Source organism: Treponema sp. R80B11-R83G3, assembly GCF_054786115.1.
The window spans coordinates 1-11983 of record NZ_BDHF01000179.1; the positions used below are offsets into that span (position 1 = coordinate 1).

Below are 11983 nucleotides of genomic sequence, written 5' to 3' on the forward strand. Positions count from 1 at the left end.
AGGCTTTGCAGAATATCGGCATAAGCGAAAAGGAAATAAACGAGAGGGGGCTTAATGTCCATGCGTGGCGGCATTTCTGCAATACGGAAATGTTAAAAGGCGGCTTGTCTGTCAAAAAAGTACAGGCTGTTATCGGGCATAAAACGGAAAAAATGACCGACCGTTATACCCATTTTGACCCTATGGATTTTGGCGAAGTAACGGAGATACAAAAAGCGTTGTTAAAAAAACCTGAAACATCGGGGAAAGAAATACCGCCTTTTACGCTTGTTAAAATGCCGAATGATGAAAAAGCCGAATTGAGTAAACAGGCTTCATAGATTTAAAATTATTCATTTTATGCCCCTGCCGATGATGGCGGGGGCATTTTTTTTTCAAAAACCCCAAAAGTTGCACTAAACAACAGTATCTATTCCGCTGTGGCTTGTCCATATTTTTAATAAGACACGAAAAGATTTTGACTTTTATTAATTTTGGGGGGGCGGCGTGGAAACGTATTTAACGATTGAGGAGCTTGCGAAGTATCTTAACTATTCGGAAAAAACGATTAGGAAATGGGTGCTGAACCGATTAATCCCTTTTCACAAAATAGGGAAAAATATCCGCTTTCGTCTTTCTGAAATTGAAAAATGGGTTGACGGCAATGGGGAGTTACAGGCGGGAGAGGAAAACGAAATTGACGAAAGCGGTTTGTTTAGCGATACGGAAAATGTCGATATGTCGCATAACGCATTGGAAGGACAGGGCGGCGATACTGCGGAGACAGGGGGCGAAGCATGACGGATTTTGAGAAGGTTATCGAGGAAGCGAAAGCGGAGGTTTTACCTTTTGAAAGTTGGGAACGTCTGAACGGAGAAAGTTCTGCGGCGTTTTCGGCGTTTTGCGCTTTTAGGGATTGCGGTGCTGATAGGAATATCCGCAAGGCTGTAGACGGCGTGGAAAAAGATGAGACTGTCAGAGCGAAGCGGTATAGGGTATGGCGCAACTGGTCTACCCAATTTCGTTGGCGTGAACGTGCGGCGGATTTTGACCGCTATGTTGAAAAATTAAAACAGACTGAATTAAGAAAAACGATTGAAGCCCAGGGCGAAAAGCACAGGGAAGTAACAGGAAAAATGTTAGACGTGGTTTCTAAAAAACTGGATACCATGAACCCTGCCGAATTAACGCAAGGGGCGGTATCTGAATGGGTGCAAACGGCGATTAAAGCGGAACGGGAAGCGGCGGGTTTAGTTTCAGCTAACGGCAAGCCTGAAGTTAAACAGGGTGAATTGAATTTTGTTTCTGATTTTCAAGGGCTGTAAATAAATGAGCAATGAGAAATGAGAAATGAGCAATGAGAAATGAGCATGGGAGAAAGTGGGGATAGATAACAAATGGCAAGGAGCGGAATACAGAGATATGAATACTAGCATAGTTTTTAAACCTACGGCTGTTCAGCGTAATGCTCTCGCTCTTTTGAAAAGCGGGGCAAAACATATTTTGTTGTTTGGCGGTTCACGTTCCGGCAAAACTACCGTGTTGGTTATGGCGATTATTTACCGTGCTTTGTTGTATGCCGGAAGCCGTCATCTTATTTGCCGTTTTAGGGCTAAAGACGCTAGGTCATCGGTGTTACGTGAAACATTGATACCGTGGCTTGATAACACGATTGGTAAAAGCGGTTACACATATTTAGCCCACGAAAGCATGATAACGCTAATTAACGGTTCAGAAATTTGGATTGGAGGTTTGGGGGATAAAGAGCAAGCAGATAAAATTCTCGGACACGAGTACTGCACGATTTATTTTAACGAAATTTCACAGTTGAGCTATGCCGCTGTTACTACCGCTTATTCTAGGCTGGCTATGCGCGTGAAGGGTTGCAGGAATTTATTTTTCTATGACTGCAATCCGGGTAGCCCTTTGCATTGGGCTTATAAAGTTTTTGTTTTAAAGTGTCAATTTCTTACTGGAGAGCCATTAGAGAAAAAAGAATTATATCAAACAATGTTGCTTAACCCCGAAGATAACAGGGAAAACCTGCCCGATGATTATATTTCTGATATTCTCGATGTTTTGCCTGAAAAACAAAAAGCTAGGTTTAGGGACGGCTTATGGGTTAAAGCTGAGGGTGTTATATACGAAAAGTTTGATGAAACAATGATTGTAAAGCCCGAAGATTTACCAAAAGAATTTGACCGACTGGCGGCAGGTCAAGATTTTGGTTTAAACATTACATTCGTTAAAATCGGTTGGCTTAACGGCGTGATTTTTGTTCTTGCCGATTACGGCGCTTTCAATATGACCACCTTATCTTTTAATGAGGAGCTGACGGCTCGTGGTTTGTTTGAAGGCGATTTATTTCCTGTCTACTGCGATCCTGCGGGTGGGGAACGCATACAGGAAATTACAGGGGGAGAAAAAGCTAATAATTCTGTGGACAGCGGAATTGATTATATAAACGCTAAGATTGAACGCCATCAATTTTATGTATGCGCTAGATGTACTGGAGTGCTTTCCGAAATTTGGGATTACTGCCGAGACGAAGGCGGGGAGATTGTCAAGGTAAACGACCATTACCTTGACGCTTTGCGTTATGCGATATTTACGGACATTCAGCAGGGGGTAATTTTTCAATGAGTTTTCTCGATAAATTACTGCCTAGCCAAAAGCGTAATAAAAACAGCCAAAAGAACAATAAAGCCTTAGAAGATACTAAAACAAATTCTTTTAATAATTCCTTGCCGTTTGATGATGATTTTAATATATTTAATACTGGATACCAGACAGAAAATAGCTACTCGCTCCATGCGTGGGTAAACATTGCCGTTAATATTCTCATTCGTAATATTGCTCGTGCTGATTTTTCAATTAAAAAGGGGGGCGAAGATGTTACTAGTGGTGCGGTATTCGATTTATTTCATAGCCCTAATCCCTTTTTAAGCCGATTTGACCTGTGGAAAGAAACTTCCGCATGGTGGTTTATTGAGGGTGAAGCCTTTTGGTGGTTCGGTCCCGATTATGCGGGTGGTTTACCTAAAGAAATTTATGTGCTTGACCCACGAAAAATGCGCCATGAGGGAGAATTATACGGAAGTTTTGATTTTGGTTTCCGTCATATCCCAAGACGTTGGTTTTACCATTGCGGTACAGATTTAATCCCCATTCTTTCTGATGAGATTATTCATTTTAGAGAATTTAATCCCTACAACTCCGTGCGTGGCGTTAATCCGCTTGTATCGTTGTCTCTTGAACTTGAACAGGATTATTTCGCCAATAAAGCAAATTCAAACCTGTTAAAAAATAACGCAATTCCGCAAGGCGTTTTAAAAACCGAACAATCTTTAAGACCAGAAGAAGCCGATCAACTTGAAAGGCGGTGGGAAAGCAAGTATGGAGCTACTAAGGGCGTGCGAAAGATTGCCGTGCTTGGCAAGGGAACGGAATTCAAACCTGTTACTTTCAGCCCTGATGTTATAAAACTTTTTGATTTAAAGCGTTGGAACTTATACACGATTTTGGCAAAGTACGGTATTCCTCCACGAGTTGCAAATATAGGCGATAAAACTACTTCACTTTCCGGCAAAGATACTGCAGAGCAACATTCAGCATTTTGGAAATACACGTTAATTCCAATTCTAAGGCAATTTGAACAAATTTTAGAAACTCAATTTTTTATCCGTTTTGGATTAAAAGAACGTGGCGTATTTGATTTATGGGATATACCAGAGTTACAAGAAAACGAAGATCAACAAAGCAAAAGAGACATTGCAGAAATAAACGCAGGATTAAAAACAATTAACGATGTTTTAAAGGAGCGTGGCAAGGAAGCGAAACCGTGGGGCGATATTTGGTATCGACCTCAAAATTTAGTCCCTGCCTCTTTATCGAACCAAAAGGAGATGAAGGGGTAAAAAATGAGGGGCGGTACGTTGGTTGTAAGCCGATCAATTTGTAATCACACATATTTTAAAAAACGCCTTGAAGATTTGGGCTTTAATGACGTATTTGTTACCGCCATAGAAAAAGACGGATTGAATGCTGTTATTAAAGAAATTAAACCTAAAATTATGATAGTGAGCAGTAAGTTTTATCAATCTGCTACTCCCTACATGATGGCTTTGGTAAAAAGAAAATTCAAAAAATTAAATATTGCTGCGGTTTCCATGTATGACTACCCTGCCGATCTTGCAATGAAATTTATTATTAACGGCGTTAATTCATATCTTAATTATTTTGAAGGTAAAGACCAGTTTTACAATGGGCTTGAAAAGTTGAGCGAAGGAAAAATTTTTGTTTCAGCTTCCGTACTGGAGAGAATGGAAAAAAGACGGGATATGCCGCCTCCCGCTCATAAACTGACTGAAAGGGAAACGGAAGTGCTAAGGCTTTTATGCAACGGGTTTACTTCTGTGGAAATTGCGGAGGAGCTTTGTGTTTCTAAAAGAACTGTGGAATTTCACAAGAAAGGTTTATTTAACAATTTGAGTACTAGAAATGAAAACGAGTTAATCAGGGTAGCCCTATATTTGGGGCTTATAAATGTTGATGAACTAAATTTTTATGGGCGCAATTTTGAATTGCCGCCAAAACCAAAAAAAAACTAATTTATTAGGAGGGTTAAATGATTATTAGAACTAAAAGCATGGCATTGGAGACAGCGGTTTCCATGACAACCGATGTGTTACTTGATTTCTTGGGTGTGAAAAAGGAAGCGGCGGGAATTCAGAAGATAACCGCTGACGTGGAATTGATAGCGTCTGTGCCATTTCACCTAACAACGGAAAAAGAAAACGATAAAGGTTTTGCGTGGACTTTATCAACTTATGATCTTGACAGGTTCGGCGAAAGGATTGATCCGCAAGGTTGGGATTTTAAGCGTTATCTGAATAATCCTGTCGTGGAATGGGCGCACCGATACGACATTCCGGCAATCGGAAAGATTGAAACGCTTTCTGCTGATGAGAATGGACTGCATGGCGTAGTTGTTTTTAATGACAAGGAATTTGACCATTTCGGGTGGTCGATTGGACAGCGTGTAAAGGCGGGAGTTATCAGGGCGGGTTCTGTCGGGTTCAGAATTTTAGAGGTTGAAATACCGTCTAAAGAGGATAGCAAAGACGGCACTACATTAATTTTTCGTAAACAGGAACTTTTAGAATTTTCTATTTGTAATGTCCCTGCTAATCCATACGCATTGGCAAAAAGTAATGAACAAGTAGCAATGAGCAAAGAGCAGAGAGCAGAGAGCAAAGAAGAAAACGGCAATACTGCGGATTTTTGGGGTGGGTTGTTTCATAAAACAGTTAGCAATGAGCAATGATTATCATTGCTAAAAATAAATTTACAGGAGTGTAATTATGGGAAAAGAAGAATTGCAAGCGATTAAAAAACAGTTATCCGCAATGAAGAAAATCGAGTTGACGGGGTTTACCAATACCGAAACCGCAACGGCGTATTTTCAGGAAAAAGAGGCAATCATCGAGGGGATTGTAAAAACTCTCGAAACGGTTACAACGCAAGAGACCGCCGAAGTGGAGGCTTTGAAAAGTACGGTAAAATCTTTGCGTGAAGAAATCAAAGGGCAAGCGAAAAACCCTAGAGAATTAACACGGCGGGAAATGCTGTATAATCTCGGCAAGGGAATTGCAGCGGCGTGGACTGGCAATCATAAAGTTTTGGCTGATTTGTCGTTTTCACCTAACATGAAATCAGATAACTGGACTAATCCTAAAGATGTTTCATGGGGCGAAAAAGGTTTTGTTATCAATAAGGCGGCACTCGGCGATCCTATGGGGAATATGTCAACTAACGAACAATACCTTATCAATCCAATTTATGAAACCGAGATAATGACCGAAGTGGCAAAAAAATCCGTGATGATGCCGCTTGTCCGTCATCGTCCGATGACAGGACCATCTATTTTTCTTCCCACAAGGGACAGGGGCGGCGTTCAATTAAATTGGCTTACAGCCTACGGGCAGAAAATCGAGGGGAGCAAGCCTAAAGGCGCGGAACGTGTTGAACTAAAAGCCTTTACTCTGGCAGGCTATATTCCGTGGTTTGACGAATTCGAGGAAGATGTGTTTGTCGATTTGGGGGCAATGTTCATAGATGAATTTATCGAAACTTACGGACAGGAATTTGACCGTCAATGTCTAACCGCTGATAATGATCCGTTCACTGGTGCGATAGAATGCGGTGATATTACCAAAGTGGCTATCGCAGGAAGTTCGATACAAGAATTAACGTGGAAGGATTTCAGGGACGCTGTTTACAAAGTTCCCGCCGAAGAAAGAAAAGACTGCTCGTGGTTTTTAAATGAAACTGTGTTAAACCACATAGCAAATATCGAGGATACAACAGGCAGACCGATTTGGCGCAGACCTACGGAAGCTATGCCGGGTCGGTTAGACTTGTATCCTTACCATGAGGTTAATATTCTTCCGCAAATTGCGGATATTGGAGAGAATGAAATATTTGCCATATTCATGAACCCTAGAAGAATACAGCATGGTAACAGGCGGGGTATCGAACTTAAAAAGTTTAACGGCACTACTGAAAGCCTAGAATACGGCGAATTGTTTTTGCGTTTCCGAAAACGAGACGGATTTTTAGTAACACGTCCGAAAGATAATATGGTTGTTTTGAAAACAAAGGCAAGCTAAAGGAAAAATCAAGCCGTCCGCTTTCCCCTGCGGGCGGTTTGTTATGTGTAAAGATATTTGACAAATACGGCGGTACGTTATATGAAATGTAAATTAACATTGGGGAGTTTATTTGACGGTATCGGCGGATTTCCGCTTGCCGCTGTCAGGGAAGGATTATTGCCAATTTGGGCAAGTGAAATTGCCCCTGTTCCTATAAGCATTACAAAAAAGCATTTTCCCGATATGCGGCACTTGGGAGATATAAGAAAAATAAACGGCGCGGAAATTGAGCCTGTAGACATTATTTCTTTCGGGTCTCCATGTCAGGATTTGAGCATATCGGGAAAAAGAGCGGGATTGAATGGGGAGCGGTCGGGGTTGTTTTTAGAGGCGTTACGTGTCATTAAGGAAATGAGAATTGCGACAAAAAGAAAATATCCAACTGGAATTGTTTGGGAAAATGTTACGGGAGTTTTCAGCTCAAACAAAGGTAGGGACTTCCAAACAATCATCGAGGAAATTACAAAGATTGCCATGCCGGGAATTTCAATTCCTCGACCTTCGGGAAAATTCAAATGGTTGGCTTCTGGCTTCGTTTTGGGAGATAACTTCTCGCTTGCATGGCGGACACTTGACGCTCAATACTGGGGTGTCGCCCAGCGTAGGCGTCGTATCTTCATTGTCGCAGATTTTACAAGTCAACGTGCCGCAGAAATATTATTTGAGCAAGAAAGCGAAAAAGGGAATTTTGAGAAGGGCAAAAAAGCGGGGGATTGCGTTGCCGGAAATGTTGAAAAAGGCTTTGAACAATACGCCATAGATATAGGTTACTCAACGGACAGAATTCAATTAAACGCTCAATCAGCGGTAACATTAAGAGCAAACGGAGGGGGCAATGGCGCTAATACTGGTCTGTACTGTTTACCTGTAAATTTCATCTGTCATGGGTTCGGCGATTATAAAAGCGGTAATGTCAGCAAAACTATTTTATCAAGAGATGATATTACTACCAGTGATTTAATAGTTTCGGGGTATGATGTTCGCAGATTAACACCTCTTGAATGTGAGAGGTTGCAGGGCTTCCCCGATGGTTGGACGGAATACGGAATTGACGGAAAGCGGATTTCAGATAACCAAAGATATAAGGCATTGGGGAATAGTGTAGCCATTCCATGCGTTCAATTTGTGTTATCGGGAATGAAAAAATAAAAAGCCGTCAAGCGGTCAATCTCACTATAGACGGCATTTTATCATTCTACAAAATACGGCATTGGGCAAGGTTTAGTTGAAAAATTATAGTGAATTTCTATAACCTTTTCTATCCTTTCATTCAATGTGTTGTCTCGTTCGATGTTTATTAACGCTAGATGTTCTTTGAACATAAAAGCGTCATCACCTTTTAAGACTATGTGAGTATTATTTTCTTTATTAAACAATAAATACTGGTCGGTCTCAATTTCGTAATAATAAGAAAAATATACTCCCTCAAATACTGATTGAAACATAATAACTCCTTAAAATAAATTTTCCCCCCACATAAGCGGGGGGCGGATTTTGTTAAGCGCTAAAGTGTTGTTCTATAAGACGTTTGGCGGTATAGATTGCATTTGTTGTTCTTTGACGTTGCCAAGCCTTTTCACTAGGAGACCATTTGAAACCATTTGATTTTAGTAGTTTTCTTTTTTCTGGTGCGGGTATGTCATCAAATAAAATTTGATCAAATTGCCTTAGAATTGGAATTAACGTGTATTTCCAAAATGCTGAATGTTGCTCTGCAGTATCTTTGCCGGAAAGTGAAGTAGTTTTATCGCCTATATTTGCAACTCGTGGAGGAATACCGTACTTTGCCAAAATCGTGTATAAGTTCCAACGCTTTAAATCAAAAAGTTTTATAACATCAGGGCTGAAAGTAACAGGTTTGAATTCCGTTCCCTTGCCAAGCACGGCAATCTTTCGCACGCCCTTAGTAGCTCCATACTTGCTTTCCCACCGCCTTTCAAGTTGATCGGCTTCTTCTGGTCTTAAAGATTGTTCGGTTTTTAAAACGCCTTGCGGAATTGCGTTATTTTTTAACAGGTTTGAATTTGCTTTATTGGCGAAATAATCCTGTTCAAGTTCAAGAGACAACGATACAAGCGGATTAACGCCACGCACGGAGTTGTAGGGATTAAATTCTCTAAAATGAATAATCTCATCAGAAAGAATGGGGATTAAATCTGTACCGCAATGGTAAAACCAACGTCTTGGGATATGACGGAAACCAAAATCAAAACTTCCGTATAATTCTCCCTCATGGCGCATTTTTCGTGGGTCAAGCACATAAATTTCTTTAGGTAAACCACCCGCATAATCGGGACCGAACCACCAAAAGGCTTCACCCTCAATAAACCACCATGCGGAAGTTTCTTTCCACAGGTCAAATCGGCTTAAAAAGGGATTAGGGCTATGAAATAAATCGAATACCGCACCACTAGTAACATCTTCGCCCCCCTTTTTAATTGAAAAATCAGCACGAGCAATATTACGAATGAGAATATTAACGGCAATGTTTACCCACGCATGGAGCGAGTAGCTATTTTCTGTCTGGTATCCAGTATTAAATATATTAAAATCATCATCAAACGGCAAGGAATTATTAAAAGAATTTGTTTTAGTATCTTCTAAGGCTTTATTGTTCTTTTGGCTGTTTTTATTACGCTTTTGGCTAGGCAGTAATTTATCGAGAAAACTCATTGAAAAATTACCCCCTGCTGAATGTCCGTAAATATCGCATAACGCAAAGCGTCAAGGTAATGGTCGTTTACCTTGACAATCTCCCCGCCTTCGTCTCGGCAGTAATCCCAAATTTCGGAAAGCACTCCAGTACATCTAGCGCATACATAAAATTGATGGCGTTCAATCTTAGCGTTTATATAATCAATTCCGCTGTCCACAGAATTATTAGCTTTTTCTCCCCCTGTAATTTCCTGTATGCGTTCCCCACCCGCAGGATCGCAGTAGACAGGAAATAAATCGCCTTCAAACAAACCACGAGCCGTCAGCTCCTCATTAAAAGATAAGGTGGTCATATTGAAAGCGCCGTAATCGGCAAGAACAAAAATCACGCCGTTAAGCCAACCGATTTTAACGAATGTAATGTTTAAACCAAAATCTTGACCTGCCGCCAGTCGGTCAAATTCTTTTGGTAAATCTTCGGGCTTTACAATCATTGTTTCATCAAACTTTTCGTATATAACACCCTCAGCTTTAACCCATAAGCCGTCCCTAAACCTAGCTTTTTGTTTTTCAGGCAAAACATCGAGAATATCAGAAATATAATCATCGGGCAGGTTTTCCCTGTTATCTTCGGGGTTAAGCAACATTGTTTGATATAATTCTTTTTTCTCTAATGGCTCTCCAGTAAGAAATTGACACTTTAAAACAAAAACTTTATAAGCCCAATGCAAAGGGCTACCCGGATTGCAGTCATAGAAAAATAAATTCCTGCAACCCTTCACGCGCATAGCCAGCCTAGAATAAGCGGTAGTAACAGCGGCATAGCTCAACTGTGAAATTTCGTTAAAATAAATCGTGCAGTACTCGTGTCCGAGAATTTTATCTGCTTGCTCTTTATCCCCCAAACCTCCAATCCAAATTTCTGAACCGTTAATTAGCGTTATCATGCTTTCGTGGGCTAAATATGTGTAACCGCTTTTACCAATCGTGTTATCAAGCCACGGTATCAATGTTTCACGTAACACCGATGACCTAGCGTCTTTAGCCCTAAAACGGCAAATAAGATGACGGCTTCCGGCATACAACAAAGCACGGTAAATAATCGCCATAACCAACACGGTAGTTTTGCCGGAACGTGAACCGCCAAACAACAAAATATGTTTTGCCCCGCTTTTCAAAAGAGCGAGAGCATTACGCTGAACAGCCGTAGGTTTAAAAACTATGCTAGTATTCATATCTCTGTATTCCGCTCCTTGCCATTTGTTATCTATCCCCACTTTCTCCCATGCTCATTTCTCATTGCTCATTTCTCATTTCTCATTGCTCATTTATTTACAGCCCTTGAAAATCAGAAACAAAATTCAATTCACCCTGTTTAACTTCAGGCTTGCCGTTAGCTGAAACTAAACCCGCCGCTTCCCGTTCCGCTTTAATCGCCGTTTGCACCCATTCAGATACCGCCCCTTGCGTTAATTCGGCAGGGTTCATGGTATCCAGTTTTTTAGAAACCACGTCTAACATTTTTCCTGTTACTTCCCTGTGCTTTTCGCCCTGGGCTTCAATCGTTTTTCTTAATTCAGTCTGTTTTAATTTTTCAACATAGCGGTCAAAATCCGCCGCACGTTCACGCCAACGAAATTGGGTAGACCAGTTGCGCCATACCCTATACCGCTTCGCTCTGACAGTCTCATCTTTTTCCACGCCGTCTACAGCCTTGCGGATATTCCTATCAGCACCGCAATCCCTAAAAGCGCAAAACGCCGAAAACGCCGCAGAACTTTCTCCGTTCAGACGTTCCCAACTTTCAAAAGGTAAAACCTCCGCTTTCGCTTCCTCGATAACCTTCTCAAAATCCGTCATGCTTCGCCCCCTGTCTCCGCAGTATCGCCGCCCTGTCCTTCCAATGCGTTATGCGACATATCGACATTTTCCGTATCGCTAAACAAACCGCTTTCGTCAATTTCGTTTTCCTCTCCCGCCTGTAACTCCCCATTGCCGTCAACCCATTTTTCAATTTCAGAAAGACGAAAGCGGATATTTTTCCCTATTTTGTGAAAAGGGATTAATCGGTTCAGCACCCATTTCCTAATCGTTTTTTCCGAATAGTTAAGATACTTCGCAAGCTCCTCAATCGTTAAATACGTTTCCACGCCGCCCCCCCAAAATTAATAAAAGTCAAAATCTTTTCGTGTCTTATTAAAAATATGGACAAGCCACAGCGGAATAGATACTGTTGTTTAGTGCAACTTTTGGGGTTTTTGAAAAAAAAATGCCCCCGCCATCATCGGCAGGGGCATAAAATGAATAATTTTAAATCTATGAAGCCTGTTTACTCAATTCGGCTTTTTCATCATTCGGCATTTTAACAAGCGTAAAAGGCGGTATTTCTTTCCCCGATGTTTCAGGTTTTTTTAACAACGCTTTTTGTATCTCCGTTACTTCGCCAAAATCCATAGGGTCAAAATGGGTATAACGGTCGGTCATTTTTTCCGTTTTATGCCCGATAACAGCCTGTACTTTTTTGACAGACAAGCCGCCTTTTAACATTTCCGTATTGCAGAAATGCCGCCACGCATGGACATTAAGCCCCCTCTCGTTTATTTCCTTTTCGCTTATGCCGATATTCTGCAAAGCCT

At 41.1% G+C, this 11983-nt stretch carries 15 protein-coding genes; 9 read left to right on the forward strand and 6 right to left on the reverse strand.

The genetic code is table 11. The features are described from left to right. The 9 genes from ACYVRH_RS12260 to ACYVRH_RS12300 all read left to right on the forward strand — a co-directional run. Positions 1–320: tyrosine-type recombinase/integrase (locus ACYVRH_RS12260; RefSeq protein ID WP_461257188.1), on the forward strand; the 320-nt coding region annotated here is incomplete at its 5' end. A gap of 166 nt (positions 321–486) precedes the next feature. Continuing rightward, positions 487–780, forward strand: coding sequence for a helix-turn-helix domain-containing protein (locus ACYVRH_RS12265; RefSeq protein ID WP_461257189.1), 294 nt, complete (start codon positions 487–489; stop codon positions 778–780). Next, complete coding sequence (locus ACYVRH_RS12270; RefSeq protein ID WP_461257190.1) at positions 777–1304, forward strand: hypothetical protein; 528 nt, start codon at positions 777–779, stop codon at positions 1302–1304. Before ACYVRH_RS12265 ends, ACYVRH_RS12270 begins: the two co-directional genes overlap by 4 nt. Before the next feature lie 97 nt (positions 1305–1401). Beyond that, on the forward strand, positions 1402–2622 hold the full coding sequence (locus tag ACYVRH_RS12275; RefSeq protein ID WP_461257191.1) for a phage terminase large subunit: 1221 nt from the start codon (positions 1402–1404) through the stop codon (positions 2620–2622). Further along, complete coding sequence (locus ACYVRH_RS12280; RefSeq protein ID WP_461257192.1) at positions 2619–3896, forward strand: phage portal protein; 1278 nt, start codon at positions 2619–2621, stop codon at positions 3894–3896. The genes ACYVRH_RS12275 and ACYVRH_RS12280 overlap by 4 nt, the downstream gene beginning before the upstream one ends. Positions 3897–3899: 3 nt before the next feature. Then, entirely contained in the window at positions 3900–4589 is a 690-nt protein-coding gene (locus tag ACYVRH_RS12285) for a LuxR C-terminal-related transcriptional regulator (protein WP_461257193.1), read from the forward strand. Positions 4590–4606: 17 nt separating this feature from the next. Continuing rightward, positions 4607–5305 (forward strand): HK97 family phage prohead protease, encoded by a 699-nt coding sequence (locus ACYVRH_RS12290; protein WP_461257194.1) that lies wholly within the window; start codon positions 4607–4609, stop codon positions 5303–5305. A gap of 37 nt (positions 5306–5342) precedes the next feature. Beyond that, positions 5343–6650: a phage major capsid protein gene (locus tag ACYVRH_RS12295; RefSeq protein ID WP_461257195.1), complete on the forward strand. Its 1308-nt coding sequence runs from the start codon at positions 5343–5345 to the stop codon at positions 6648–6650. An 81-nt stretch (positions 6651–6731) separates the two neighbouring features. Further along, positions 6732–7841, forward strand: a complete 1110-nt coding sequence (locus ACYVRH_RS12300; protein WP_461257196.1) for a DNA cytosine methyltransferase — start codon at positions 6732–6734, stop codon at positions 7839–7841. A gap of 41 nt (positions 7842–7882) precedes the next feature. Here the strand turns inward: ACYVRH_RS12300 and ACYVRH_RS12305 are convergent, their stop codons facing one another. The 6 genes from ACYVRH_RS12305 to ACYVRH_RS12330 form a co-directional block, all read right to left on the reverse strand. Continuing rightward, complete coding sequence (locus tag ACYVRH_RS12305; protein ID WP_461257197.1) at positions 7883–8137, reverse strand: hypothetical protein; 255 nt, start codon at positions 8135–8137, stop codon at positions 7883–7885. A 52-nt stretch (positions 8138–8189) separates the two neighbouring features. Next, positions 8190–9365, reverse strand: coding sequence for a phage portal protein (locus tag ACYVRH_RS12310; RefSeq protein WP_461257198.1), 1176 nt, complete (start codon positions 9363–9365; stop codon positions 8190–8192). Continuing rightward, complete coding sequence (locus ACYVRH_RS12315) at positions 9362–10582, reverse strand: phage terminase large subunit (protein ID WP_461257191.1); 1221 nt, start codon at positions 10580–10582, stop codon at positions 9362–9364. Before ACYVRH_RS12315 ends, ACYVRH_RS12310 begins: the two co-directional genes overlap by 4 nt. A 97-nt stretch (positions 10583–10679) precedes the next feature. After that, positions 10680–11207, reverse strand: a complete 528-nt coding sequence (locus tag ACYVRH_RS12320; RefSeq protein WP_461257190.1) for a hypothetical protein — start codon at positions 11205–11207, stop codon at positions 10680–10682. Beyond that, positions 11204–11497, reverse strand: coding sequence for a helix-turn-helix domain-containing protein (locus ACYVRH_RS12325; RefSeq protein ID WP_461257189.1), 294 nt, complete (start codon positions 11495–11497; stop codon positions 11204–11206). The genes ACYVRH_RS12320 and ACYVRH_RS12325 overlap by 4 nt, the downstream gene beginning before the upstream one ends. A gap of 166 nt (positions 11498–11663) precedes the next feature. Beyond that, positions 11664–11983, reverse strand: a 320-nt coding sequence (locus ACYVRH_RS12330; RefSeq protein ID WP_461257188.1) for a tyrosine-type recombinase/integrase, incomplete at its 5' end; no start/stop codon positions are given.

What these genes read in the sequence shown, in the direction of transcription:
- ACYVRH_RS12270 (WP_461257190.1), top strand. Translation starts at nt 777, where the DNA reads ATGACGGATTTTGAGAAGGTTATCGAGGAAGCGAAAGCGGAGGTTTTA.
- ACYVRH_RS12275 (WP_461257191.1), top strand. Translation starts at nt 1,402, where the DNA reads ATGAATACTAGCATAGTTTTTAAACCTACGGCTGTTCAGCGTAATGCT.
- ACYVRH_RS12280 (WP_461257192.1), top strand. Translation starts at nt 2,619, where the DNA reads ATGAGTTTTCTCGATAAATTACTGCCTAGCCAAAAGCGTAATAAAAAC.
- ACYVRH_RS12285 (WP_461257193.1), top strand. Translation starts at nt 3,900, where the DNA reads ATGAGGGGCGGTACGTTGGTTGTAAGCCGATCAATTTGTAATCACACA.
- ACYVRH_RS12290 (WP_461257194.1), top strand. Translation starts at nt 4,607, where the DNA reads ATGATTATTAGAACTAAAAGCATGGCATTGGAGACAGCGGTTTCCATG.
- ACYVRH_RS12295 (WP_461257195.1), top strand. Translation starts at nt 5,343, where the DNA reads ATGGGAAAAGAAGAATTGCAAGCGATTAAAAAACAGTTATCCGCAATG.
- ACYVRH_RS12300 (WP_461257196.1), top strand. Translation starts at nt 6,732, where the DNA reads ATGAAATGTAAATTAACATTGGGGAGTTTATTTGACGGTATCGGCGGA.
- ACYVRH_RS12305 (WP_461257197.1), bottom strand. Translation starts at nt 8,137, where the DNA reads ATGTTTCAATCAGTATTTGAGGGAGTATATTTTTCTTATTATTACGAA.
- ACYVRH_RS12310 (WP_461257198.1), bottom strand. Translation starts at nt 9,365, where the DNA reads ATGAGTTTTCTCGATAAATTACTGCCTAGCCAAAAGCGTAATAAAAAC.
- ACYVRH_RS12315 (WP_461257191.1), bottom strand. Translation starts at nt 10,582, where the DNA reads ATGAATACTAGCATAGTTTTTAAACCTACGGCTGTTCAGCGTAATGCT.
- ACYVRH_RS12320 (WP_461257190.1), bottom strand. Translation starts at nt 11,207, where the DNA reads ATGACGGATTTTGAGAAGGTTATCGAGGAAGCGAAAGCGGAGGTTTTA.